We start from the raw sequence: 24,543 nt of genomic DNA on the forward strand, positions 1-24,543 counted from the left end.
ACTGGAAGTCGGCGATGAACCAGTTTGCTATCCTGTTTGGCGACCGATTCACGCAGGCGCGCGGGTAACGATTCCTTTAACCGCCTCGCCCACAAAAATGCGGACAGGTTCGTTTTAGGCACTCTGACTCGAATCGAGACGTCTCCTAATCGCCGTCGTTCTCGCTATCGCTATCGGACACCTTGTTCCAGCCCGGCCCCGGATCGAACGACTTCGTGGCTTGCGCTTTCATTGCGCTCTCCATACCGAGATCGCGCTCGTAGACCTGTCCCGCGTGGCTCACCATGAACGTCTTGATCCCGGTGTCGCCGTACTTCACCGGCCAGGCGATAACCGCGAAGCCACCGAACAGTTTGCCCTTCACAACGTAGTCGTAGGCGCCGCCCGGTGCGTGCGGACCCTGTGATTCGAGCAGCTTGAAGTGGTACCCGTAATATCCGGCATTCTGCGCGTTGCGCGAACTCGCATCGACGAAGGCCTCGCCTAGCGGGCTCGGCTGGTCATCCGGTCCGGTGGGCCAGTACAGGCCGTCGTGCTTGCCCGGCGAACTCACCATCTTCGCGGCGTAGGCCAGCACACCCACATCATCGTGATTGGTCTGCGCATACTCGCGCTGTGCATCGTAGATCGCGAGCATGGTCTGAATCACGGCGAGTTCGTCGCGGCCGATGCGCCGCAGACGTATCTCCTCGGCTCCGGCGCGCGTATCGAAGTGCCATCCCTTGTCGGTCTTGACGAGCGGGACGGGGAACGTCCAGCCTTCATCGCCCACGACGATGTGCGCGTGGGTGCTGTCCTTGGGCTCGATCTTGTGGGATTTCGCCCATTGCGTCACAAATGTATCGCGCACCGGTGCGCCGAAGGGCGGAATCAGCGTCCGGAAATCCGCGCCAAAGAGTGTGCGCAGGCGATCCTCGCGATCCTTGATGACGGCGTCGCCAAACGCGTCCATTGCGGCTTCGGGCTCGCTGAAATTCTGCTGCGCATGCGCAGCAGGCATTGTTGTGGCCAGTAGTGCGGCCGCGGCCAAGAGGTTAGCGAATACGAGTGATACCAGTGCCAGGATCCTGTGCACACTTCCGGGACGAGCGTTCATTTCAGTTCTCCCTAGCGCCTGCCACCGCGTCCACCACTACGCATGCTGCCGCCACCGCCTCCCCGGCTGAAGCCCGAGCCCTGCATGCTCCGGCTGCCCCGATCGAAGTTGCGTTGCGAGGCACGGCCACTCGAGCCGACACCTGAAAACGCGCCGTCGCGTCCGCCTCCGTATCCGCCACCGTATCCTCCGCCTCGATTATTGCTGGCACGATTGAAGTTGCTGTTGGCGCTTCTATCCGATGCCCCTGCGCGGTTGGCCCCGGCGGAGCGGTCCGCCATCGACGAGCGATTGCCCGCGCTGCTCCTGTCCGCGGCAGTGGCCCGGTTGCCGCCTCCCGGCCGGTCGGCCGTGGCCACGCGGTTGCCTCCATTAGTGCCGCGCCCGCGATACTGGGAGCGCTTGTCGGCGGCGCCCCGCGAACCGGCGAACTTGTCGCGCGTGGCGCTATCGCGGTAGGCCACGCCTTGGCGATGCCCTGCATCGTGCTGCCAGCGGCCGTTGCGTTCACCGTTTTTGAGCTTCGAGTTGTCGAAGTTCCGGTCGATGTTCCTGGCCCTATCCGAGTTGATGTTGACGTCGCCTCCGCCCCAGCACGAGTTGCAGTCGCTGAAGATCGCGCCGGCGGCGGCCAGGCCGATGCCCCAGGCGAATCCCGTCGCGAGCGCCGCACCAGGGTAGTAGCCGGGATAGTAGGCCGGGTAGGGCGGCCAATAGTAGGGCGGATAGGCCGGGTAGCTCCACCCGCCATAAACCACGGCCGGATCGTAGGCCGGAACGTAGATCACCTCGGGATTAGCGGGCTCGATCCGCACGATGGACGTCTGGCCATTGGCTGCGGGCTCGACGCTCACCTGTTGTTGCTCGTTCGACTTCAGGTTGCCCGCTTCCTGCGCGCGCGCACGCAACCGCTGCACGGCGGCGAATACATCTTGTTGCTGGGCGAGAAATGCGTCACCGAGTTTCTGGGTCCAGTCCAGCTTGTCGTACATCGGTTCCAGGATCTGCGGGAAGGCCACCAGCGACTTCACACTGGTGTCCCAGGTCTGGTTCTGGACCGCCTTAACGGCGGCGTCGCCCTTCGTGTTGGGGTTCTCTTTCACCCAGCGCGCCGCATGGACGATTTCGAGCGGATACGTGGACGCCATCAATACTTGAGCGAGCACCGAGTCCGGATAGAGCGCGATTGGCGCAACCAGTGCCTCAAGTTCCTCTGGCTTGTATGGCGCGGGTCCAGCAGAACCACCAGAATCCGCAAAGGCAGGTGCCGCCACCAGCAGGATCAGCCACCAAAACGCGGCCTTGACCCATCGTTTGTTCCAGTTGGTCATGTCCCCTCCGTACGGCGGATGTTGACGCGGACAACGATGCGTTCTTTACGGTCTTGTCACCGTGTTACAACAAGCTGGCTGTCACCCTTTTATTAGCGGTTCATTGAATTCGGGGCGCACTTGTCGGACATGTTTTTTTCGGCTTTTCTATCGTAATTGCCGGGTACTTGCAAAGCAAGTCTTCGAAGTGCGAATAGTGCAAAGCCGAATCGGCTACAGTGTTACGAGGCGTAGCGAGTCCTCTGAAGTGAACCCGCTGAATACCTTTCGTACACCGATTGATTGTCACGTGCAGCAGCGGAGAGAATTCAATAAGACTTTGGTCCTATATGGCAGCGTGAAACGATTCAGGAGTTACAGGCATATAACGAACCGGTCACACAGATCTGCCAGTGTATGGAAAGATAACGTCCCGATTTGAAGGTGATGCAATGAAAGACCTGGTCAACCAATACGCGCGCCGCCAGGAAATGGGTGGCAAGGTCGCACGGCTTCTTGCAAAACGATCGGAAGTCGCGCAAGCCCAATTCAGCCAGCGGCTGGCCGATGCGGCGGGGCGGCTCGGCGATGGCGCTCAACCCGCAGCCGATCTTCCCGCATTGGCTGCTGCGCTGGACCCGTGGGCCGGCTACCGCTACGCCGTGGACGTGGTCGAGCGTTCGGTGCTCTTCTGGGACACCTTGCGTCAGCGCGGCAATGCTTTCGTCGATCAGACGAGCCGTGGCCTTCAACCGGTCCTTCATTTTGATCACGAACTCGTGGTCGACGGCCGCAAGCTGCCGCGCCCGGTCAACTACGCGCTGATCCGGCTGCTGCCGCCGGACGGTGTGGTGGTCGACGTTAGCAAGCGTCCTTATGTGATCATCGACCCGCGTGCGGGTCACGGTCCCGGCATCGGCGGATTCAAGGACGACTCGCAGGCCGGTGTTGCGCTCAAGGCCGGCCACCCCGTGTATTTCGTCATTTTCTTCCGCGACCCGGAGCCCGGCCAGACGCTGCTCGATGTCTGCGAGGCCGAGCAGCAATTCATCAGAAAGGTCGGCGAGCTGCATCCAGACAGCGCGAAGCCGGCGATCGTCGGCAACTGCCAGGGCGGCTGGGCCGCCATGATGCTGGCGAGCTCCGACCCGGACCACACCGGCCCGCTCGTCATCAACGGCGCGCCGATGTCTTACTGGAGCGGCGCGTGGAGCGAAGGCGAGGGCGACAATCCGATGCGCTACTCGGGCGGCATGCTGGGCGGCACATGGCTCGCGTCGCTCACCGCGGATCTGGGTAACGGCAAGTTCGACGGCGCCCATCTCGTGCAGAACTTCGAAAACCTCAATCCCGCCAACAGCCTGTGGGACAAGTACTATCACCTGTTCGACAACATCGATACCGAGCCGCCGCGCTTCCTCGATTTCGAGCGCTGGTGGGGCGGTTACTACCTGATGAACCGCGAGGAGATCGAGTGGATCACGAGCAACCTGTTCGTCGGCAACAAACTCTGGTCGGGCGAGGTGCGGGGGCTCGGCGGGAAGGCCTTCGACCTGCGGGAAATCAAGTCGCCGATCATCCTGTTCGCCTCGCTCGGCGATAACATCACGCCGCCCCAGCAAGCCTTCAACTGGGTCGCCGACATTTACGCCAGCACGGAGGAGATCAAGGCGCGCGGTCAGGTGATCGTCGGGCTCGTGCATCAGTCCATCGGCCATCTCGGCATCTTCGTGTCGGGCAAGGTGGCGAGGAAGGAACACCAGCAGATCGCTTCCGTGCTCGAAGCGATTGAAGCCTTTGCGCCCGGCCTCTACGGCATGGAGATTGCCGAGCAGCGTGGCGCGGACGGCCACGCGGAATACGACGTGTCGTTCAGGGAGTATCGGCTCGAAGACGTGGTGGCGCGCCTGAACCGCTTCGAGCGCGCCGACGAACAGCCGTTCGAGGCCGTCAAGCGCGTATCGGAACTGAATCAGCGCGCGTACGAGCTCTTCTGGCAACCGTGGGTACAGGCGCTGTCGAACGAAACGACTGCGAACCTGCAGCGCCAGCTTCATCCACTACGCGCGCAACGCTGGGCAATTTCGGACCTGAATCCTTGGCTCGCATGGCTTGGGCCGGCCGCCGAGGCGGTCAAGGCGAAACGGCAGGCCGGGGCTCATGAGGAAACCCGCTTGAAGGCGGCCGAGCACTATGGCTCGGAAATGATCAGTGCGTCGCTCGAACTCTATCGCGCGATGCGCGACGCCATGACGGAGAGCGCGTTCTTTTCGTTCTACGGAAACCTGTTCTCAGCCGGGCAAGACGAGCAGGCGCAAACCAAACCGGCCGAGGCAGCGGGGGACCCGCGCGATCTGCCCTTCGTGAAGAATGCGCTGGCATCGATGAGTGAGGGTGGCTATACGGAAGCGCTGGCGCGCATCGCTTGCCTGCTTGCGCGCCATGGCGAACCGCTGCCGCTGGCGCGGTTGACGCTGCGGCACGAGCTCGCGAAGGACTATGCCGCGTATCTGCCCGCGCTTCCCGACGATCAGTGGCGGCGCGTGCGCGGCGAGCAGGAAATCATCGTGCGCTACGCGCCGGATCAGGCATTCGCCACGTTGCCGGGCCTGCTGGAAGACCGCAAAGACCGGCAGAAACTTCTCGATCTGGCGGAAATGCTGCTGGCCGACCGGCGCGTTCAGGAAGCGGAGCCCAGCGCCGCGCAGATCGAAATGCTGGAGAAGATTCGTTCGGCTCTGCCGATGGCGCGCCGGCTCGCACCACGGTCGGCTCCGGGGCTCAAGGGCGCTTCGTGACTCGCGCCATTGATTCGTGCCATTGATTCGTGCGGGTGGCGCGGCTCGCCGCGCCACTAAGGTGCGCCGCGCTTAGCGCCGGAAGCCGCCGTGAAAGCCGCCGCCACGTCCGGCGGGATTGTAGCAGTCGGTAAGTGCCTTGAAAGGTATCCGGGCGCTTAGAAGCGGTGGCGGATTCCTGTGCTTACCACGACCTGGCTGCGGCTCGTGGAGGGCGCGCCAGTCCCGTTGATTTGGGCGTGGGCACTGCCGGCTGCCGCGGCAACGGTAGCTGCAAAAATATAGGTCTTTTTCATGGATCGCTCGTATCTGAATTACGACTGCCGAATGAGAAATGAACACATAGAGCATCTATGCGGGAACGGGCTATGCATAGCCGTTGAAATGGCAGCTACAGATCGTCGATCAATTTCGCCTTGCACCCATTTAAAGCGATGAATACAGGTGATAGGTGCACCGGGTGAGGCTATTGGGGGTGCGTGTAACTCTTTAATTTTTAACGGTAAATTTTTATGATGCGCGTGTCGATCAAGAGCGGATTCCCAAGTGCTTTATTGGAATATAGAGAATTGCGCCATCGATATTTTGATCCAAATCACTGCGCGTAATGTATTTTAATGGATTTGATTCGTCACGCCATAAAAACTCAAACCGAATCGAGCCATAAAATATGAATTCTTGTCAAAGATTGCCGGGAATATTTATACATCCAGCAACAACCAGCCGCCCGGTTGATGGGCGTTGAAGCCCACTGCCAGAGCGGCCGGGATGTCTGCGCCTGACTTTCACAAGCGCTGCACAGGTTCATTGCTCCAGTACGGCTTGAGGCGTGCTGCGGAAGCTGATCGCCATGCGGTTGTAGGTGTTCATCAGGCCGATGGCGATCGTGAGGTCCACAAGCTCGCGCTCGTCGAACACAGCGTGAACTTCGTCGTACGCCGCATCGGGAACGCCGGTCTGAGCGACCAGCGTGACCGACTCGGCCCACGCCAGCGCCGCACGCTCGCGCGGATCGAACAGATGTCCGGCCTCCCTCCATGCTTGCACCAGCGCCAGCTTTTCCACTTTCACGCCTTTTTTCAGCAGGTCGCGTGTGTGCATGTCGAGGCAATAGGCGCAGTTGTTGATCTGCGAGACGCGCAGGTACACCAGATCGACGAGCACGGGCGAAAGCCCGCTTTGCATGATGTAGCCATAGACGCCGCCAAGCGCCTTGGCGCCCGCGGGCGCGATCTGGTTGTAGTCGAGACGTTTGCTCATGAGTATTCTCCTGATTTCCTAATTCCCTTGACGGGCTTGCTTGACCGGCGTGGTCAGAACCTTGTCTCCGGTATCGACGACGAACACCGCAAGCAGCTTCGCCGGCTCGGTCGTGCTCGCATTGCGGCTGACGCGGTGAATCGCGCCCGGCGCTTCGAAGAAGCTTTCGCCAGCGTGATAGATGCGCTTGGGGCCGTCGTCCACTTGCGACTCGATCGCGCCCGAAACGACATAAGCATATATAAATGCAGACTTGGCATGTTCGTGCGGTGGCGAGGCGCCGCCAGGGGCATAGTCGACCACCACGGCCGTCAACGACTTGCCGGGCAGGTTGGGAAGGGCGTGCTCGAAATTGGGCGCGACGGTTGCACCGTCGTTATGCGCGATGGCTGGCGCAGCGACGCTGAGGGCAAGCGCCGCGCAGGCCGTGCCGAGTGCGATTCGAATCTTCATGACAGGTTCTCTCCTTGTGACCAGCGCTATTGTGGCGGGGCACTGGGCCATAAGAAAGCACCAGAAATGAACATTCTTTATGTACCATGAGCGGATGTCCCAGCCGCTCAAAATCGAACTCGACCGGTCCGCGAAAACGCCTTTGGCTGAGCAGATCCGCGCGGCAATCAGTGCCGCCATCGAGGGCGGAGTGCTCGCGCCCGGCGCCCGTCTGCCCTCGTGGCTCGATCTTGCCGCGCAACTGGGCGTGGCGCGGGGCACGGTGCGCCTTGCCTACGAGCGGCTCTCCGACGCTCAATTGATCGTCGCTTCCCGGGCGGCCGGCACGCGCGTGGCCGACCGGCCGCCCGCCGCGCCAGCGAAAGAGGAGCACAGCGATCCGGGCTCGTTCATGGAGATGTATCGGGAACTCACGTCCGGCCCGGCCATCTTCCAGATGGGCGTGCCCGCCCAGGCGACGCTTCCCGCGCGGCTCTTCACCAAGGTGCGTTCGTTCGCGCTGCGCGCGGAATCGAGCGCCTCGGTCGGCTATCCCGATCCACGCGGCGAGCCGGAATTGCGGCGGGAAATCGCCGCGTATCTGGCCATTGCGCGCGGCATGACCTGTTCGCCCGCGCAGATCATCGTCACGAGCGGGTTCAGCGGCGGTCTCGGGTTGGCGCTGCGCGTGCTCGGCCTCGATGGCCGCAAGGCCTGGTTCGAAGATCCTGGTTTTCCGTTCACGCGGCACGGCCTGGAACTCGCGGGCCTCGAACTTGTGCCGGTACCGGTGGACATAGACGGTATCGACGTCGATTACGGCATGAGGCATGCATCCGACGCGGCGCTCGCCGTCGTGACACCAGGGCAGCAGGCGCCACTCGGACCGACGCTATCTCTGGCAAGACGGCTGCAACTGCTCGATTGGGCGGCGAAGCAGGGCACCTGGATCATTGAGGATGACTACCTAAGTGAGTTGCAACTGAACGCGCGCGCGGCCCCCGCGCTGGCCTCGCTCGATCGCGGCCAGCGCGTCATTCATATCGGCTCTTTCAGCAAGACGCTCAGCCCCGCCTTGCGGCTGGGATTCGTCGTCGCGCCCCTGCCGCTCGCGGCGCGGTTCGCGGAGGTGGCGGCCTGCCTCGCGCCCGCGCCGTGGCCTTCGGTGCAGCTCGCGACGGCGCAGTACATGCGCGAGGGCCACTACCTGCGCCATCTGCGCCGGCTGAAGCGGCTTTATTGCGCGCAGCGCGACAGCTTGCTCGCATGCCTCGACGAGTGCGGCTTCGAGACCCGGGTCGCCGGCCTGGCGGTGCTCGTGCGCCTGGCCGACGGCGCGCCGGACGTCTCCATCTTCAGAGAGTCGCTGGCGTTCGGATTAGGTCCCGCGCCGTTGTCGCCCTGGTATATGTCGCCGGCGGGCGCGCGATCGGGACTGCTGCTGGGCATTGCGACGTCGCCGGAGCGCAATCTCGCCCGAAACTGCGATCGGCTGCGGGACGTGATACGACGGCACGCGTGAGCGGCACGCATAGACGACGTTGACCGGTGTGCCGTGCTACCCTGCGCGCATATTTTTGTAAGCTGGCCGCAGGGCGATACATTTTTTTTGCAAGGAATTCATGAAGTCCACGTTGATGAAGCCCTTCGAGTCGATCGATGGGACCCGACCGCGAATGCAACGAGGCGCACGGCAGGCAAGGGGCATGGCAGGTCCCGTTGCGTCGATAGCGCTCGCGCTCGCCTGGCTGGCCCTGCCAACCCAATCGCAGGCGCAGGAATTCTCGCTGTTTGGCGGCGGTTCGCGTGCCAGCGACATCAACACCTATACGTGGGCTTTCAATTATCAGGAAGGTCTCGGCAAGTACCTCGCGGCGAGCTTCACATGGCTCAACGAAGGGCACATTCCGAATCATCACCGCGATGGCCAACTCGTCCAGCTCTGGGCGCGGATGCCGGTGGGCAGCCCGCAGTTCGTGGTGCAGGCGGGTATTGGCCCGTATCGCTACTTCGATACGACCACCGCCGACCAGGGCGGCAGCTATTCGGACGTGCACGGCTGGGGCGTGGTGTACAGCCTGCGCGGGTCTTGGTACGCATCCAACCGTTGGGTCACGCAATTTCAGTTGAACCGCGTGCACGTGCAGCGCGGCCCGGATTCCACCGGCGTGATGCTCGGTGTCGGTTACCAGCTCGACGCGCCCGATACGCCGGGACCGCGAGACTGGGCGGCTGGCTCGGCGAAGAAAACGACCCATAACGAAGTCGCCGTGTACCTCGGCAAAACCATCGTCAACTCGACCAGCTCTCCAGGCGCATTTGGCGGCGCCATCGAATATCGGCGTGGCCTCGCGAAATATGTGGACTGGACGGTCGGCTACATCCACGAAGGCAGCAGCGCGGTCGCCCGTCGCGATGGCATTGCCAGCCAGCTTTGGCTCACGCGAGCGTTCCTCAACGACGCCGTGACGCTGGGCGTGGGCGTCGGCGCGTACTACGCGATCAATGAAAACGAAAACAGCCCTTCGCCGGGGCCGGGCGCAGGCACATTCTCGGGGATCGTCACGATTGCCGGTTCGTATCGCTTCAACCCGCACTGGGATGCGCGGCTGGAATGGAATCGCGTGGTGACGAGCTATAACCGCGACACCGACATCATCCTGGGCGGTATCGGTTATCGGTGGTAACCCTGCGGGCTGCAAGCGGCTAGCTGGTCTGTTGCGGCCCGAATTACGGGGCCGATGATGAGCCTAAAAGCAATTTCATCGTTTATACAACATGTTCGTTAGTGCACTCACTGCTTTCATTCGACTCTGTTAGCCTTTTCTGCAGTATCACCTCGGGCTGATCCGCGCCGCTACATGTGCGATTGTCGAATCGAAGACAGGAGGGCTTATCCATGTTGCACTGGCTTTCAAACTTGATTGCCCATCATGCCGCAACGCCGGAGAAGCAGGCCGAACGCGCGCTGGGAGAATTGCGCATGGCGCTGTTTCAGGCCGAGCAGAGAGTTCTGGATGCGCAATTGCAGGCCGAATATTATCGTTTGCGCATCTCGTTCTGCGAAGAGGTCTTGAAGACGGGGATCGAACAGGTGTCGGATCACCGCAAGGGACAGCATGAGTCCGTCACGCATGAATTACGGCCGAATTTGAAGCTGACGACCTCCCAGCAGGCGTAAACGAACGGCTGTTCCATATATGCTTCTCCGGCTTTTCCTGCCTACCGGGGCGACGCCACTATGAAAAAAATCATTCTTGCGCTGGCTGCCTCGGTGGCCGCTTGCGCCATCTGGTCTGCCACCGCCCACGCAGAAGACCGCGAACTGGTTGTGGCGTCGAGCGCTACCTATACTCCGTTCGCTTTTGAAAACAAGGACAAGCAGATTGTTGGCTTCGACATCGACATTATCGATGCGATCGCCAAGCAGCAGCATTTGAAACTGCGTATTGTGAATACGCCGTTCACCAGCATCTTCGCGTCGCTCAACAATGGCGACGTGGACCTGGTCATTTCCGGCGTCACGATCAACGATAAGCGCAAACAGAGTTTTGATTTCTCGGCGCCGTATTTTGATGCGCGCCAGCTGATTGCCGTTCCCAAGAATAGTCCCGTGAAGTCGCTGAAGGATCTGGACAACAAGAAAGTTTCCGTGGTGAGCGGTTCCACCGCCGACGATGTCATGAGCCGCGAAGTGGGCAAGACCAACCCGAATATCCGCCGCTTCGAGAGCACGCCGCTCATTATTTCGGAGCTGGCCTCGGGTGGCGTGGACGCGGCGATTGGCGACAACGGTGTCATTGCCTACCGGGTTTCGCAGAACCCTGGCCTCAAGACAGTGGAAGACCAGAATTTCCCCAAGGAATACTACGGAATTGTGGTGCGCAAGGGCGACAAGGCCTTGCTGGACAAGATCAACGCGGGTTTGGCTGCAATCCGCGCAAACGGCAGCTACAACGCAATCTACAAGAAATGGTTCAGCCAGGATTACAAGCCGCAGTGATGGTGTGATGCACGCGCTCGCGTTGCGGACGCGCAATAGTGCCTGGCCGCGTTCCGGCCTTCCGTATTATTAAAAAAACGAACATGGACGACAGCAATCCGGTCATGTGGTTCGGGTGGTTCCGCCCGGACATTCTGGTGGAGTACAGGCAACTCTTCTGGGAAGGCGCGCTAGTTACGGTGGGCACGACCGTGGCCTGTGTGGTAATGGGTTGCGCGCTGGGTCTGCTGTTGGCGCTGGCGCGGCTGGCCGGCGCGAGACATCAGCCCTGGAAAGCGGTGTGCAAGTATCTGCTGCGCTGGCCTTCAACAGCCTATGTGAGCTTTTTCCGCGGTACGCCGTTGTTTGTGCAAATCTTGCTGATGCATTTCGCGGTAATGCCGGTGTTCATCCATCCTGTGCACGGGCTTTTAATCAGCGGCGATCTGGCTCGCACCCTGAAGCAGAACCACGGGGCGCTGATCTCGGGCGTGGCCGCGCTCACTCTGAACTCCGGCGCCTATATTTCGGAAGTGTTTCGCGCAGGCATCCAGTCGATTTCAATCGGCCAGAGGCAGGCCGCCCAGTCGCTTGGCATGACCCATGGGCAGATGATGCGTTACGTCGTGATCCCCCAGGCGTTCCGGCGCATGCTGCCGCCGCTGGGCAACAACGTGATTTCGTTGCTCAAGGATACGTCGTTGATCTCGGCGATCGGTCTGGGTGAGATGGCCTATGCTGCGCGCACCGTGGCCGGCGCCTACGGCCGTTATTGGGAACCCTACCTGACGATCGCCGCAGCATATTGGCTGATGACATTGGTGCTCACCATGGGCCTGCGCAAGCTCGAAGATCACCTGGCGCGAACCGATCACGTCGCACGCTGAAGCACACTTGACCATCTTTGACCCTCTTCCTGAACCGTCCTTGATACGATCTCGAATTGACAAGACTCGTGGGCCACGAGTTCGATTCGAAGAGGATGGAACGATGAAGCGGTTCGCGATGACAATCCTGCTGACCATTGCGGTCATACTGCTTGTGACGCTCATGGTCGTGCTCAAGACCGCGCATCCCCATGACATTCCGGTCGTTGGCAGCACGTCGGCGCCAAGTGATTTGGTATGCTAATCATTTGTTCCGCTCAATTGAGCTGATACGAGAACGTAGCATTCACCCGTGGGCTGCGCGACGGGCTTTCAACAGGCGCATCGGCCAGCGCCTTCGCCACTGAGAGATCCAGGCTGTAGTGCTTGCCATCCGTGATCCGGAACCCCACCGAAGCCGATGAAAGCCGCGAAGGCGAGGGCGTGCCCGCATGCAGATACACGCGCGCCATGTCGAACGAAACGTACGGCGTGATCGACTGCAGCCACACCTTGCCCAGCCTGAACGGATGATTGAGCTCGAGCGCGAAAGCCCAGCCCGAATCGCCCGAGGCTTCGCCGGGCTGATAGCCCGCCGCGAAGCGCTGCGCACCGAACGAGATCTGCTCCGAAGTCGGCAGCGTGTTCGGGCTGTATTGCCCCGTTGTTGCGATGGACGTGCCGAAGCCCATCGGCCAGTCGTTGCTCTGCGAATACGAGGCATTAGTGCGCACGAAATTCAGCGATACTGGGTTTTGCAGCGCGAGACCGGGGATATTCGTTTGCGCCGACTTCGACGCGCCGAGAATGTCGAAGGCCTTCGCCACCGCAATGCTCGCCTTGCGCACCTGGCCCGGCTTTACGTCGGTGTAATCGGCTTGCAGTTGCAGCACGCGTACCTGCGAACTCAGGCCGTATTGCAGCCCGTTGATGGTGTTGTGGTAGCGGTCCTCGTCGTGTGCCGCGTAGGCGCTCGCGGTGCCGATGAGGCTGCGCGTATTGCTCAGCAGCAGCGGGTACGAGAGCGAGCCCGTGAGCTTGTCGCTGATGACCGTGCGCTCCACGTAATTCGGCAGCGCCGGGTTGTCGACCGGGTTGCCGCGATAGTGCGAGGCGTCGAGCTTCGCCGTGAGGCCATCGCTCGCGATCGGCACGGCCGCATGCGCGGCGAGATACGTGACGTTGTCGCGTCCTTTGGGTAACAGTGCGGAGAAACTCAGCTGCTCGCCAAACGGCGTGAGGCCGTTCTCGGTGAGCGTGATGAGACCCTGCACGCCGGGGTGATTGAAGTCGATGCCGGTGCTCACGTCCCATGGCTTGTGCGTGGCGTCGAGTTCGAGCGTGGTGGCGCCGTCGGTGGTCGTGGGCGGCGGCACGTTCGCTTTCACCTTGAGGCCCGGCAGCATGCCGAGCACGTTGATGTAGCGCTGGAATGTGGCGGTGTGCAGCGGCCGGTCCGCGGTGATGTGCGCCGCGATTGCGCGCATCTTGCCTTCGAGCGCGCTGGGCTTGCCCGTGATCTTCACGTCTTTCACGTAGCCTTCCACGACCGTGATGCGCACCACGCCGCCCGCGAAGTCCTGTGCGGGCACGAATGCGAACGAGAGCGCATAGCCCCGGTCCTGGTAGAGCTTCGTTACGCCATTGGCCGTTTCGATGAGCTGGCCGATCGTGATGTCGTGATTCGCGAGCGGCGCGAAATGGCTGGCGACCTCGTCGAACGGAATCGATTTCACGCCCTCGACTTTGAAGGTGGTTGGCGTGATGTGCGTAGCGAGCAATTGCTCCAGCGCGGGCGTCTGCTGCTGTACCTGCACGGTCACGCTGGGCGCCTTCTTTGGCGCGTTGATTTGCGGTAGGGCATCAAGCGGATTGCCGCCCTGCAAACTCCCCGCCGATACCGGACGATTCTGCTGCGCGAACGCACCCCCCGTAAAGCCTGCGCTCGCGATTATCCCTGCCGTGGCGAGCACGGCCCATTGCGCGCATTTCATTGAACCACCCCTCGACTTGTCGGGCGGCGCACGCCGGTTGCCTCGGTACTCCGGCGTGCGTCGTCTCTTTGTGCCGCCTTGATGGCGGTCTTTATGCGGCTCCCTGATTGCCTGTACTGTTGTTACGGCATGCAAACGATATGAAGCAGGCGAGGATGATTATTTTTTCGTGCCGAGCAGGCTGCCAGTCAGTGCCGAGAGGCTATTGAGTGGGCCGGCCGAGTTGCTGCCGGAGCTGTCACCCGTCAGCGCAGTGAGTGAGACGCCTGGCGTTGCGCCACCTGTGTTCGAGGTGCCGGATGTGCTCGCGGCCTTAACGCCGGCGCCGACACCAACGCCTGCTCCAACGCCGACGGCCGCGCCGCCGCCAGTGGTTCCGCCGGTTCCGCCGGTCGCGCCGCTCAAGATGCCCGTGACCGGTGCGAGCGGTGAACCTGCGCCGTTCGTGCTGCTGCTGGTCAGCAGGTTCCCCGTGCTGGCGACGGTCTTGCCCGTGTCGCCAACGAGGTTGCCTGTGCTCGCCGTAACCGGATTCGCGCCGCCGGTTTGTGCGACCAGTGCGCCGCTTTTCTGGAGTCCGCCGCCGAGTGTTTGCAGCAGGCCCGCAGCCGGTGCGCCAACGCCTGTCGTATTCCCCACGGTCTGCGTGGTGGCAGCAAGTGTCGAAGTAATAGGCGTGATGGTCGAACTCAGTTGTGCAGTGGATTGCTGTACCGGACCCTGCGTGAGTGCGCTGGTAAGCGAGTTGCCCGCGCCGGTGACGGTGGTGCCAACCGTACTGACCGTGCCGCCCACGGGTGTGGTAACGGCGGCGAGGGGAGTGAGGGGAGCAAGCGGGCCGCCGCCGAGGCTCGTGACAAGCTGGCCTGTGCTGGTTACGGCCTTGCCTGTGTCGCTCACGACACCACCGGTGCTCGCGAGCGTGGTGCCCACCGGGTTGCTGCTCGCGCCGATCTGGCCAAGCCCCTGAGATACGCCGTTGCCGAGTGTGGAGACCGCGCCGCCCACGTTCTGAACGACACCGCCTGCGGCCTGGGTGGTTTGCGGGTTCGCGCCGGGCAGCGTTTGCGCAGCGATGGTGCTGCCGACGCCCGAAACAGTCGCGCCGGCGTCGCCGACGACATTGCCGGCCGGCTGCACGACCTGGCCCACGGCATTGGCCGCGACGGCTTCGCCGCCGCCGTTGCCACTGTTGTTTCCACCATTGTTGCTGGCGCTATTGCCATTGCTACCGTTGTCGCCAGTGGTCGTACCGCCGCTGCCCGACGAGGTGCCCGCAGAAGTTCCGGCTGTGCCGCCCGACCCGCTGCCGTTGGCGCCTCCGCTCGAGCCGCCGTCGCTGCCCGATCCGCCCGTTGTCTGCAAGGCGCCGCCGCTGCCGGTTCCGCTGCTGAGCGAGCCCGAACCGCCGCATGCGGTTAGCGAAAGCAGTGTGGCGGCGGTTGCGGCAATGGCCGTCAAGCGAACGGTTTGCGCAATGCGCTGCTGGTCCATGGTGTGTCCTCCTCTCCGATAGGTATTGCCCCGATCTGTGCGCTATTGTTTAGCGCGGCATGCATGCAATTGCCGCGATTCGATTAACGTATTTTTATCGAGCGCTCATGTTGCATTTTTATAGTGCACCGGAGAGTAACTCTCAATAAATAATCGTCGATTTGACAATATTTAAAGTTGTTGAGCGGAATATCTGAATTGCATATTTTCGATAAATTTACCGGGGAGGATAGCGGCGCATGGATGATGACGTTGCGTACGGCAGCCCCAAAAGAGCAATATGTTTGCTCGATATCGGGCGCTGGATGAGAAAGGATTTGGTAAGAATTCCCGGTCTTTTAAAAAGACCGGGGAATTTATTGGGCGATATTTGACAGCCGTTCCAATAATGCGCGGAATCGCATTTCTGAATTAAGCGGCCTTTTACGACTGCACGGCCGAAAACTCAAAGCGCCGGCTATTGCGCCGTTCTCACTTCTTGTCGTTCCCGTTCCAGTTCATGCGGTGTCGATCCACCGTCTCGCGATGGCGCTCATCGTCTTCGGCATGCAGATAAAGGCTGGTGGTGTTGAGCGACACATGACCGAGATTGTCGCGAATCGTGCGAAGGTCCACGCCGCCGTCCGCCTGGTGCGAACCGGCGGTGTGCCTCAGCCAGTGCGCCGATGCGCGATCGAGTTCGTCGGCGCGATCGGCGAATTCCGGACCCTTGTCGCGCAGCCACACGGCAGCGCCTCCGAAAATGCCCTTGATGGCGTCGTGAACGGCGGATCGCGACAGGCAGCGTGCCGTGCCCTTGAACGGGAGGATGAGTGGCAGTTCCTCGGCGCGCGTGGGCAGGGCGGGCAGTCCGTTCGCGATTCGGTACCGGCGCAGCTCGGCAATCAATTCGGGTGAAGCAGGGACGATGCGCGCCTTGTCGCCTTTACCCACGGTTTCCAGCCACCACTGGTCCTGGCCGTCGGCGCCGAGACGCCGGAAGAAGTCGCCCATCCGGCCGCCCGCGACCTCCGAAATGCGCATGCCCTGGAGATAGAACAGCGTAGTGAGCCAGCGGCAACGTGCGTGATATTTGCGTTCGGCTTCGGACTCCAGCGGCAATTGCTCGACCCAGACCTTGACCTCGTCCCACAGCGAGGTGGACAGATAGCGCGTCACGCGCGGCGCCGAGCGCTTCGCGCGCTGCCGCAAGAGCGCCATGGGATTGCCACGCAAGTAGCCGGCGTTCACCAGCCACGTGAACATCGCGTTGAGGATGATGAGCGCCTGGCGCTGGCTGGCTGGCGAAAGCGGGCCGTTGAACGGGCGCCAGCGTTCGTCGCTGCGCGCATATTTGCCGCCACTCGCTGAAACCCAGCGGCTGGCCGGCTGCGGGTCGGTGAGGAATGTCTTGTACAGCAGCAAATCCTCGTGCGTGAGCGACGAAAACGGTTTGCCCAGCTGCACGACGGCCCAGAGCAGCAGGCGCTCGGCTTCCTTGCGGTAGTTGTCGAACGTGGTCTTGGTGTCCGCGTAGTTCGAGAGCCACGCGCGCAAGGCGTCCAGGTCATTGTCCGCCGCAAGCTGGCTGTTTTCGGCAACGCCACGGTTGCTGCCGTCGCGGCCATCGAGCGAGGACGGCACGACGAGCGATTCGACAGGCTGAATGGTGGCGAGAACGGTGTTTTTCACGGCTGGAAGGCTCCGGCTGGGTGCACGCAGGCTGCAATTTCGATGGCAATACAATACACGACATTATAGCACTAATGTCGTGTATGAAGCGAAATAAGTATAAATTTAACGTATTACGTTGGATTATTAACTGAAATGCGCTTTCTCCTGATCTACACTTCACGCTCCTCCGCCGCGCAACGAATACGCGAGCGCCGCGAAACCGATGATCGCTCCCTGCAGCATCTAGACCTGGCAAAGCTCATCCTCGTCCGATTTCGGGCTGCGATCGGCCCTGCGAAGGCGGAAATCAGTGCCCACCTTGATCCGCTTCCATGCTGGGCCAGTGAGAGATAAAGCTTTTGTGCGCGAGTCCGGCTCAATCTTTTCAGCCAGCTTGGATCTTCCGCTGAGCGTCCTATACTTGATATGAGCCGCGCGGAAGCCGGCCCTGAAGCAGTAACTGACGGAAGACTCCGTTCAGTGGGGCGCGGTAGCGGGGCCACGGAAACGCCTGCGTGAACAACGTGGGCGTTTTCTTTGGTGGAATGCCAGTCCGCTCAGCCCGAAGGCGAGCACGCGCGACAATTTTCATCGTGATGGGCCAGCGCGTTCTAACGCCGAAGACTGAAAAGTCGCAGCAGCTCGTCGCGCAGCTCCGAGATGTCGAGGACATGCTGCGCCCGGCTCACAGCCACGTAGAGGAGGCGGAGTTCATCGTCTTCCGGCATCGGGCTGCCGTCGGCACCGCGCAGGCGGAAATCGTTGGCCACCTTGACCCGCTTCCATTCGAGGCCCTTTGCTCGGTGGACGGTCGAGATCACATAGTCGGCGGCGCCTTCCGCCGCCGAGCGCTGCGCCAGTGCCCGCAGATAGCCGGTGCCCAGCTCGTCGACCATCCGCACAACCGGCAGCAGGTCCTGACCAAAAGGACTGCGCGCAAACGCCTGTGCGTCGCTCCATGTTTCAAACAGCGAAAACGCCGCCGGGCGAAACGCCCGCTGGCCGGCGAGCAGCCGGTCTGCGCCATCAGCATAGGCGAGAATCTCGGCCGGAGTCATCCGGATCGCAGGTCGATGTCCCGCCTCGAGTCCTGCAGCGAACCGCCAGATCGCTGTGACATTCTTCCGGCACAGGATCGCGTCGACCGGCGGTGCCAGCGCGGGATCTTCCACCATAATCGAGCCAATGGCTTCCTGTCCCCGGATGGGGGTGCGCTCGCCGAGCAGCGCGAGCAGGCGGCTCGCCAGCGCCGCAAACGTGGCGCCAAAACGGAACGACTCCGTGAGCGCACGTTCGGGCGCGTCGATCTGCGCCATCGCATTGACCGCGCCCCGCCACTCGTAAATCTGCTGGTAAGGATCGCCCACATAGATGATCTGCGCGTGGCGCTGCCGGCCAAGGACCGACAGCATGACGCCGTCGCTGTCCTGCGCCTCGTCGAAGAGGATGTAGTCGGCTTCGATGCGTGGCTCCGAGAGCGCCCAGAGTTTCAGGAGCACGTCAGGCGAAATGGGACTCCCCGCGTGCGCAGCCGCGCCCTCTTCCCACAGCCGCCCGACGTAAGGCAGCAGCCAGGTGCGCAGTTGCGCGGCCACCGCTGCGTCGATCTTGTCATCGACGACGATATGCTGTGCTGCCGGCTGGATATCCGCGGACCGGCAGAACCGGTCCAGCCCGTCGGCGATCATTTTCCCGATCTCGAACGGGGCGATCCCGGCGGACTTGCCAGTCACTGTCCGCACTTCCAGCGGGCCCAGCCCGAAGCGTGCGGACAGTTCGTGCGGTGGCTCGCCCTGTAGCTTCACCCGGTTTCGAAGCGATGGGCTGACGGAGGCCCACGCCAGCGAATGCATCGTCCGTGCGCCGACGTGAGGCGGAAAGCGCCGCGCCGCGCTCGACGCGATTTCGCGGTTGAACGCGAGATACGTGCCACGCCGTTGGCCGAAATGCTCGGCTACGAGCTGGAGTGTGGAGGTCTTGCCCGCGCCGGCGAATGCCTTGATTTTCAGATCCCCGGAGCGACGTGCCGCCTCGATCACCGCATGCTGCTCTGCCGTTGGAATAAAGGTCCTCTTCACGCGATACCAGACCTCATGTGCGCTCGCTCCTTGCGATGTAGACTCGCTGATTTTCGCATGGCCAATACGGTCCACTGGTGCCACGCCGCGAGGTTTGTCCGGAGTTTCGCACGATGGCGCCGGGTCGTTACTCGATGGCGCCGCGCAGTTCCGTGCCTAGTCCAGCTGTCGAACCCGAGCTCGCATTATCCTGCGCAGATTCAGGCGCGTTGCAAAGCCGTTTTTGAGCGATAAGCGGCGTGGGTGTTGTTATGACTTGCCGAGAGAACGATAGCCCGGAGCCGCCTTGAAGTGAGGGCGCAGCAGCAGATAGAAGGCGGCTGCGTGCGTGATGGCGAGCACGGGCACGTAGATGACCGGAATTGCGTACATGGCACCGAGCTCGCCCGCATGCGCAGGAAGATCGGCTTGGACGGCATGGTAGTAGGCAAGCATGAGGTCTAGCGCACCCACGAGATTGAACGCTACGACGAATGACCAGAAGAGCGTGCGTATGCGCGCCGTGAGCAACGCCAGCATCGCCAGCAGGCCGGTTGTCAGATCGCCGTAGGCGGCGAACGTGGCGAACGCGGTGAAGCTGGCCGGAAGGTCAGGGCTGACGACGCCCGGCAGGATGAAGGCCAGCCCGAAGAAGCGGAAGCTGTGCAGCGTGGCGATCGCGCGTTGCGCGTCGAAGGGCTCCATCGACTTGAGTTTGGGCCAGACGTATGCGCCGAAGCAAAGCAGCCAGGCGACATAGCCCAGAATAAGGTGCATCTGGAAGAGTAGTTTCGGTGACATGTTAAGTCCTGCCAGGATTCATAAAGAGCGTTGAGAAGGTGGGCGGCGCTCAGCTGGGCCGCCGCCGGAGCAACTGGCGCAGCGACAGCGCATGCAGCAGGATCGAGCCTGGCACCACGAAAGCAGGAGTCAGCACATACGGATAAGCACCGGCGTTAATGCTTGCCATATGCGGCACGATCAACTGGAATCGGCCGGGCGCCGTGATCAGCCCCAGGCTTACCGCAACGGCGAAATCGGCGAGGCCGAAAATGTTCCAGGCGAGCGCGGTCCTCCAGCCTCGAGCCGTGCCGCTCGCCACGGCGACAGCGGCCAGCACGGCGAACAGGCCAGTGAGCACGTCACCGGTTCCCGCTGGCAACGCGAATACGGCGGGCAACTCGCCATGCAGCCATGCAGCCAGCGCCCAACTGCCGAATACCCGGTAAAACTGGATCGCAATGAGCCAGGCCGCGGGCATTGCGTCGAGCACTTGACCAACCCGCTTCGACAGCAGCAATAGCGGCGCGCCGATGATCACCGGAAGGAAGATCGCCAGCGGCAGCAAGGGCACCGGCGGCGGTGTGGCGCTCAAACGAAAGGCGCCATGCGTCGCCGCGCTCCAGGCGAGCGCGAACCACAGCGTGTACGGGATCGTGACCGCAAGCCAGGTCGCGCGGCGTTGGCCCGGCGTCAGGTCCGCGCGTTCGAGTCCACGCCACAAGCCAAGTGCGATCAGCGCATGAGCCGTCAACTGGTGAGCCGTGGTTTGAAAACCGCTGTTCGGGATGATCGGCAGCCAGTAGATCAGCGCGATCCACAGGAGCGTCAGCGGGAAGAGCCATAGCGGGCTGCGCCAGGCGGGGGACGGTGGGACGATGCCCGCGGAAACGGCGGGGGTGGTCATCAGCGGTTCTCCAGATGAATGCGGGGCTTCGCGGTCGGTCGCGCCGTGGGGTTCGCGTGCGCCGGCAAGTGCGTCAGACAGCGCCTGGTTGCCCACGCCTGACACGCACGTTAGGTGTACCATCGTTGCGCGCGAGCGACTATTCATCACAATGTTGACAGGCTATGAAGCAGAACTTCACAGTCAGGCAAGGTGCACTCGATGGCGTGGAGGTGTTCCTGAGCGTTGCCCAGCACCGCAGTTTTCGCCGGGCAGCAGCGGACCTCGGGGTAACGCCGTCGGCCATCAGCCAGGCAGTGCGCTTGCTCGAAGCGCGCATAGGCGCTGCGCTGTTCGTGCGCACCACGCGTAGCGTCGGCCTGACCGAAGCCGGCGAGCGATTCCTGTCGCGTGCGAAGCCTGCGTTCGAGGAACTCGTCGCCGCCAGTGAGGTGGCGCGCGGACTCGGCGAGCGGCCCGCCGGATTGTTGCGTCTCTCGGTGCCGCGTGCAGTCGTGCCGCTCCTGCTGGAGCCGCTGATCGCATCGTTCTGCAAGGCGTGGCCCGAGGTCGAAGTGGAGATCTCCACGAGCAAGGAGATCGTCGATCTTGCCGCCGAGGGGTTTGACGCCGGCATTCGGCTGGGCCAGCTTGTTGCAGCCGACATGGTCGCGGTGCCGATGACGCCGCCGTTCCGTCTCGTCGTCGTCGGTAGTCCTGCCTATCTGGCGTTGCATGGCCAGCCCATGAGTACCGACGAGCTGCGCCAGCACGCCTGCCTGCGCTGGCGCAAATCCAGCGGCGCGCTCGCGCCTTGGTCATTCAATGACGACGGCCACGCGATCGAAATCGCCGTGGCCGGCCCCTTCATCGCCAGCGATTTTCCGACCATGCTAGGCGCGGCGATAGAAGGCATCGGCCTCGCACAGCTACCCGAGCCGATGGCCGCAGAAGGGTTGAGAGCGGGAAAACTGCTACAGGTGCTGGACCCGTACGCGCCGATGCTACCGGGGGTGTTTCTCTGCTACCCCAGTCGCCGGCAGATCTTGCCGAAGTTGCGCGCGTTTATCGACCATGTGAAGAGCCACCAGACGGACGGCGGCAAGGTCCGGGCGCGAGGCGATGTGGCGCGCGCCGGCTCGCGCAAGAAAAGTTGATATGACGTCCGCATGATAGGTCATCGTGCGCGGCGCCGACCGCGCACGATGAGCGCGCCGGACTCTGGGCACGAGCACCTGACGTCCCACCACCCTGCCCTGCACGAGCGCTTCGAACGCTTCGTTGGTTTCCGTAACTGAGTCCTTCGCGCCTGGGCAGCAATTGTCAGAATGTGCTTTTAAAAGGAAGGGCGTGGCTATTCACCCGTGGGCCTCCCCCTACGAAACAGAACGCCAACCTGACAACGCCCTCCCGAAGCACGACTGGTCTGGCAGGCACCGTCCGACGACCACACTACCCCATCTGGGTTCCGATTTCTGGCACTGTCTACTCGCGCTTTGCAAGTCGCATCATCACGGTGTAGATCGATGCACCCGCGACCGCACCGATGACCCAGCCAAAGTTATTCGCAGGCAATATTTTCAGGAGTTGCGTGCTGATCTCCCAGCCAACCGAGATGAGACCAGACACCAGCAACGCGGTCAGGCCAACCCTGTTCCAGCCACCATCGTAGTAGAAGCGCCCCTCGGGGGACATCGTGTAAAGCTCGGCGGTCCTCAGCGCTTGCTTCTTGATCAGGTAATAGTCGGCCATCATCACGCCATACATCGGTGCCAGAACTGCGCCGAAGACGCTTACGAAGATGGTGATCGCTTTCGGGCTGTCGACAAAGATCCAGGGGCACACCAGCACGGCGAGAACAGAGGCGATGAGGCCACCCTTCTTGAAGTCAACGTGTTTCGGGAACAGGTTCGCAATGTCGTAGGCGGGCGACACGAAGTTGGCGACGATGTTGATCCCCATGGTCGCAATGATGAACGTGATGCTGCCGATAGCCACGGCGAACTTGTTCTGGATTCGGGAGACGATCTCGACCGGGTCCATGATCATTGTGCCGAAGACCTTCGCGCTGCCCGAAGTCACGATCACGGTGATGATCGCGAACACGATGAAGTTGACCGGCAGGCCGAGGAAGTTGCCGACCTTCATCTGGTGCTCATTCTTCCCGAAGCGGGCGAAATCGCCAAAGTTGAGCAGCAGCGCTGCGAAGTAGGCCACCACCAGCAGCGTTGCGTTAGCCATCGAGAGGAGCTGCTGGCCACCGGACAGGACGTTACCGCCCAATGTGAGATTGAGGCTACCAAGACCGGCTTGGGACAATATCCAACCCATCAGGACGAACATCACCACGTAGACCGCCGGTCCACAGAAGTCGATGAATTTGCGGATCGTTTCCATGCCGCGCTGGAAGATGATCAGTTGGAAGGACCACATAAACAGGAAGCTGACCCAGCCCAGCCCGTCAAGACGAATGAAACTTACGCCGCGCAACGCGACGGCCGACGGCACAAATAGCAGCAACAAAGTGGCGACTGCTTTTGAGGCGAAATAGGTTTGCACACCGTACCAGACAATACCGACCACGCCGCGGATCAAGGCCGCGAGATTCGCGCCCATCACGCCCATGCTGACCCGGGCCATGACCGGAAACGGAATGCCATGCACCAGGCTCGGTTTGCCGACCCAGTTCATCAGGACGTAGACGATCAGGATGCCAAGTGTAAGAGCCATCAGCACCTGCCAACCGGAGATGCCGAGTAAAAATAAACTCGCCGCGAAGGTGTAGCCGCCCACGCTGTGCACGTCCGACATCCACATCGCGAAGATGCTGTATCCGGTCCAGGTGCGCTTCGCGAGCGGAACGGGTGCCAGGTCATGGTTATACAGGCGTTCGTGGGCACCGGCCATATTCTCGTCGGAACCGGGGGCGGGCCCTTCACCGCCGATACTGGGCGCAGTAGACATAGGTTCCTCTCTTCAGATTAATGGCCGCGACCGCCGGCAGATTCAACCGGTCGATGCAACGGCTTGATGGAATCGTTCAGCCGGTGTATCGAAGTTTAGTGTCTTGCGTGGACGATCTTGGTCGTCTCACCACTTGGCAGGTAGTCGTTCGGCTCGAACCCTGCCTCGACGGCAGCGCCGAGGCTCCCAGCGCCGCGTTCTGGTTGCCCCCGTCGTGCAGTTCTCGCTATACGAGCAATCACTTCAATCCAATCAAAGTTGATTGCCGTTTTGGCTGGTCTGACCAGTGATCTGAAGATGAATATTAGAAGTCGCCTATATCCCGTCAAGGACGACGACGTAACGACTTACCCGTAGTCTGCGACGATGAACTGTGCGCGCCAAAAGGCGAATTCCGGACTCCAGGGACGGCCTATGATGGCGGCAGACCAGTCACTTCGCGACGTGTCGTGAGCAATGTGCACCATACTGTGACCGGTACCACTATTGCGAACATTCGTCAGCGCATGGAAGCCATGCGAGTATCCGATGGGATGTTTGCTACCGGCGCAGCTGCAACTTTCCGAGGAACTGGGCTGTGGCTGAATCTTCTGGTTACGAATTTTGATTAGGATTCCAATTCGACGTCTGCTTTTGTCCATCAGCTAATCGCTTTGGCTCACCCACGACCGTATGTTGCATGGTGGCCTCCCGTAGTCGCCTGAGAAGATCCGTATGGTCTTCCAGTTTTCAAATTGCGATGCTGTCGGATTGCAAGAGCTCTACCCGCTGTTTGCCATACCGATGGGCGGGGGCCGTTCATTTCATTCGCTGCTCCCGTTTTCTGGATTGCCGCCCTCTCAAGTACCCCTTTGAGGGCGAATGCGACCGAACGATGCGTGCGGGGTGCGTCCCTGAAATTCGCTGCGCGCTTCACAAGCTAGTCGCCGCCGATACCTCATTCAGCATTCATTTTTTTAATAGCATCCAGT

General features: G+C 61.7%; 20 protein-coding genes and 1 pseudogene. 9 read left to right on the forward strand and 12 right to left on the reverse strand.

Annotated elements, in window-relative coordinates; translation table 11 throughout:
• Nucleotides 1-145: 145 nt before the first annotated feature.
• Together HV773_RS01635 and HV773_RS01640 are read right to left on the reverse strand one after the other, a co-directional pair.
• Nucleotides 146-1,000: a DUF2950 domain-containing protein gene (locus HV773_RS01635; protein WP_227875471.1), complete on the reverse strand. Its 855-nt coding sequence runs from the start codon at nucleotides 998-1,000 to the stop codon at nucleotides 146-148.
• A gap of 107 nt (nucleotides 1,001-1,107) precedes the next feature.
• The gene (locus HV773_RS01640; protein ID WP_129564272.1) at nucleotides 1,108-2,427 is read right to left on the reverse strand and encodes a DUF3300 domain-containing protein; all 1,320 of its coding nucleotides are present in this window, start codon (nucleotides 2,425-2,427) and stop codon (nucleotides 1,108-1,110) included.
• Between the two features lie 431 nt (nucleotides 2,428-2,858).
• On the opposite strand from HV773_RS01640, the gene HV773_RS01645 reads away from it, so the two are divergent.
• The gene (locus tag HV773_RS01645; RefSeq protein ID WP_129564273.1) at nucleotides 2,859-5,204 is read left to right on the forward strand and encodes a DUF3141 domain-containing protein; all 2,346 of its coding nucleotides are present in this window, start codon (nucleotides 2,859-2,861) and stop codon (nucleotides 5,202-5,204) included.
• A gap of 158 nt (nucleotides 5,205-5,362) precedes the next feature.
• On the opposite strand, the gene HV773_RS01650 is transcribed toward HV773_RS01645, so the two are convergent.
• From HV773_RS01650 to HV773_RS01660, 3 genes are all read right to left on the reverse strand, one after another.
• Nucleotides 5,363-5,500, reverse strand: a complete 138-nt coding sequence (locus HV773_RS01650; protein WP_160113510.1) for a hypothetical protein — start codon at nucleotides 5,498-5,500, stop codon at nucleotides 5,363-5,365.
• Nucleotides 5,501-6,008: 508 nt separating this feature from the next.
• A complete protein-coding gene (locus HV773_RS01655) occupies nucleotides 6,009-6,464 on the reverse strand; it encodes a carboxymuconolactone decarboxylase family protein (RefSeq protein ID WP_129564274.1) in 456 nt (151 codons plus the stop codon).
• Between the two features lie 18 nt (nucleotides 6,465-6,482).
• Nucleotides 6,483-6,917, reverse strand: a complete 435-nt coding sequence (locus HV773_RS01660; RefSeq protein ID WP_129564275.1) for a cupin domain-containing protein — start codon at nucleotides 6,915-6,917, stop codon at nucleotides 6,483-6,485.
• A gap of 94 nt (nucleotides 6,918-7,011) precedes the next feature.
• Between HV773_RS01660 and pdxR the strand changes: the two genes are divergently transcribed.
• From pdxR to HV773_RS01690, 6 genes are all read left to right on the forward strand, one after another.
• Entirely contained in the window at nucleotides 7,012-8,418 is a 1,407-nt protein-coding gene (gene pdxR / locus HV773_RS01665) for a MocR-like pyridoxine biosynthesis transcription factor PdxR (RefSeq protein ID WP_129564276.1), read from the forward strand.
• A gap of 184 nt (nucleotides 8,419-8,602) precedes the next feature.
• A complete protein-coding gene (locus HV773_RS01670) occupies nucleotides 8,603-9,583 on the forward strand; it encodes a hypothetical protein (RefSeq protein ID WP_129564277.1) in 981 nt (326 codons plus the stop codon).
• Nucleotides 9,584-9,795: 212 nt separating this feature from the next.
• Nucleotides 9,796-10,077 carry a hypothetical protein gene (locus HV773_RS01675; RefSeq protein WP_129564278.1) on the forward strand — a complete coding sequence of 94 codons (282 nt, stop codon included), beginning with the start codon at nucleotides 9,796-9,798 and terminating at the stop codon, nucleotides 10,075-10,077.
• A 60-nt stretch (nucleotides 10,078-10,137) separates the two neighbouring features.
• Nucleotides 10,138-10,899 (forward strand): basic amino acid ABC transporter substrate-binding protein, encoded by a 762-nt coding sequence (locus tag HV773_RS01680; protein ID WP_129564279.1) that lies wholly within the window; start codon nucleotides 10,138-10,140, stop codon nucleotides 10,897-10,899.
• A gap of 83 nt (nucleotides 10,900-10,982) precedes the next feature.
• The gene (locus HV773_RS01685; protein WP_129564280.1) at nucleotides 10,983-11,765 is read left to right on the forward strand and encodes an amino acid ABC transporter permease; all 783 of its coding nucleotides are present in this window, start codon (nucleotides 10,983-10,985) and stop codon (nucleotides 11,763-11,765) included.
• 103 nt (nucleotides 11,766-11,868) lie between these two features.
• Nucleotides 11,869-12,009: a hypothetical protein gene (locus tag HV773_RS01690; RefSeq protein ID WP_175194172.1), complete on the forward strand. Its 141-nt coding sequence runs from the start codon at nucleotides 11,869-11,871 to the stop codon at nucleotides 12,007-12,009.
• Between the two features lie 13 nt (nucleotides 12,010-12,022).
• Here HV773_RS01690 and HV773_RS01695 read toward each other — a convergent pair whose 3' ends face one another.
• Nucleotides 12,023-13,738 carry a ShlB/FhaC/HecB family hemolysin secretion/activation protein gene (locus HV773_RS01695; protein WP_129564281.1) on the reverse strand — a complete coding sequence of 572 codons (1,716 nt, stop codon included), beginning with the start codon at nucleotides 13,736-13,738 and terminating at the stop codon, nucleotides 12,023-12,025.
• 420 nt (nucleotides 13,739-14,158) lie between these two features.
• A pseudogene (locus HV773_RS01700) lies at nucleotides 14,159-15,232 on the reverse strand (collagen-like triple helix repeat-containing protein); the annotation flags it as partial.
• 239 nt (nucleotides 15,233-15,471) lie between these two features.
• Between HV773_RS01700 and HV773_RS37220 the strand changes: the two are divergent.
• Nucleotides 15,472-15,606, forward strand: coding sequence for a hypothetical protein (locus HV773_RS37220; protein ID WP_257791198.1), 135 nt, complete (start codon nucleotides 15,472-15,474; stop codon nucleotides 15,604-15,606).
• Between the two features lie 97 nt (nucleotides 15,607-15,703).
• Here the strand turns inward: HV773_RS37220 and HV773_RS01705 are convergent, their stop codons facing one another.
• The 4 genes from HV773_RS01705 to HV773_RS01720 form a co-directional block, all read right to left on the reverse strand.
• Complete coding sequence (locus HV773_RS01705; RefSeq protein ID WP_174220100.1) at nucleotides 15,704-16,903, reverse strand: tyrosine-type recombinase/integrase; 1,200 nt, start codon at nucleotides 16,901-16,903, stop codon at nucleotides 15,704-15,706.
• Between the two features lie 593 nt (nucleotides 16,904-17,496).
• Nucleotides 17,497-18,963, reverse strand: a complete 1,467-nt coding sequence (locus HV773_RS01710; RefSeq protein WP_129564283.1) for a UvrD-helicase domain-containing protein — start codon at nucleotides 18,961-18,963, stop codon at nucleotides 17,497-17,499.
• A gap of 249 nt (nucleotides 18,964-19,212) precedes the next feature.
• Nucleotides 19,213-19,743 carry a hypothetical protein gene (locus HV773_RS01715; protein WP_129564284.1) on the reverse strand — a complete coding sequence of 177 codons (531 nt, stop codon included), beginning with the start codon at nucleotides 19,741-19,743 and terminating at the stop codon, nucleotides 19,213-19,215.
• Nucleotides 19,744-19,792: 49 nt separating this feature from the next.
• Nucleotides 19,793-20,629, reverse strand: coding sequence for an MFS transporter (locus HV773_RS01720; protein WP_129564285.1), 837 nt, complete (start codon nucleotides 20,627-20,629; stop codon nucleotides 19,793-19,795).
• Between the two features lie 164 nt (nucleotides 20,630-20,793).
• On the opposite strand from HV773_RS01720, the gene HV773_RS01725 reads away from it, so the two are divergent.
• Nucleotides 20,794-21,765, forward strand: a complete 972-nt coding sequence (locus tag HV773_RS01725; protein WP_129564286.1) for a LysR family transcriptional regulator — start codon at nucleotides 20,794-20,796, stop codon at nucleotides 21,763-21,765.
• 328 nt (nucleotides 21,766-22,093) lie between these two features.
• Here the strand turns inward: HV773_RS01725 and HV773_RS01730 are convergent, their stop codons facing one another.
• On the reverse strand, nucleotides 22,094-23,515 hold the full coding sequence (locus tag HV773_RS01730; protein WP_129564503.1) for an NCS1 family nucleobase:cation symporter-1: 1,422 nt from the start codon (nucleotides 23,513-23,515) through the stop codon (nucleotides 22,094-22,096).
• Nucleotides 23,516-24,543: the final 1,028 nt, after the last annotated feature.

The organism is Paraburkholderia caffeinitolerans (assembly GCF_902859945.1).
Taxonomy (GTDB): domain Bacteria; phylum Pseudomonadota; class Gammaproteobacteria; order Burkholderiales; family Burkholderiaceae; genus Paraburkholderia; species Paraburkholderia caffeinitolerans.

Coding starts and splice junctions, on each gene's coding strand:
- HV773_RS01720 (WP_129564285.1), bottom strand. CDS start 20,629: ATGACCACCCCCGCCGTTTCCGCGGGCATCGTCCCACCGTCCCCCGCC.
- HV773_RS01680 (WP_129564279.1), top strand. CDS start 10,138: ATGAAAAAAATCATTCTTGCGCTGGCTGCCTCGGTGGCCGCTTGCGCC.
- HV773_RS01685 (WP_129564280.1), top strand. CDS start 10,983: ATGGACGACAGCAATCCGGTCATGTGGTTCGGGTGGTTCCGCCCGGAC.
- HV773_RS01635 (WP_227875471.1), bottom strand. CDS start 1,000: ATGCCTGCTGCGCATGCGCAGCAGAATTTCAGCGAGCCCGAAGCCGCA.
- HV773_RS01730 (WP_129564503.1), bottom strand. CDS start 23,515: ATGGCCGGTGCCCACGAACGCCTGTATAACCATGACCTGGCACCCGTT.
- HV773_RS01675 (WP_129564278.1), top strand. CDS start 9,796: ATGTTGCACTGGCTTTCAAACTTGATTGCCCATCATGCCGCAACGCCG.
- HV773_RS01690 (WP_175194172.1), top strand. CDS start 11,869: ATGAAGCGGTTCGCGATGACAATCCTGCTGACCATTGCGGTCATACTG.
- pdxR (WP_129564276.1), top strand. CDS start 7,012: ATGTCCCAGCCGCTCAAAATCGAACTCGACCGGTCCGCGAAAACGCCT.
- HV773_RS01670 (WP_129564277.1), top strand. CDS start 8,603: ATGGCAGGTCCCGTTGCGTCGATAGCGCTCGCGCTCGCCTGGCTGGCC.
- HV773_RS37220 (WP_257791198.1), top strand. CDS start 15,472: ATGGATGATGACGTTGCGTACGGCAGCCCCAAAAGAGCAATATGTTTG.
- HV773_RS01645 (WP_129564273.1), top strand. CDS start 2,859: ATGAAAGACCTGGTCAACCAATACGCGCGCCGCCAGGAAATGGGTGGC.
- HV773_RS01640 (WP_129564272.1), bottom strand. CDS start 2,427: ATGACCAACTGGAACAAACGATGGGTCAAGGCCGCGTTTTGGTGGCTG.
- HV773_RS01725 (WP_129564286.1), top strand. CDS start 20,794: ATGAAGCAGAACTTCACAGTCAGGCAAGGTGCACTCGATGGCGTGGAG.
- HV773_RS01655 (WP_129564274.1), bottom strand. CDS start 6,464: ATGAGCAAACGTCTCGACTACAACCAGATCGCGCCCGCGGGCGCCAAG.
- HV773_RS01650 (WP_160113510.1), bottom strand. CDS start 5,500: ATGAAAAAGACCTATATTTTTGCAGCTACCGTTGCCGCGGCAGCCGGC.
- HV773_RS01695 (WP_129564281.1), bottom strand. CDS start 13,738: ATGAAATGCGCGCAATGGGCCGTGCTCGCCACGGCAGGGATAATCGCG.
- HV773_RS01660 (WP_129564275.1), bottom strand. CDS start 6,917: ATGAAGATTCGAATCGCACTCGGCACGGCCTGCGCGGCGCTTGCCCTC.
- HV773_RS01715 (WP_129564284.1), bottom strand. CDS start 19,743: ATGTCACCGAAACTACTCTTCCAGATGCACCTTATTCTGGGCTATGTC.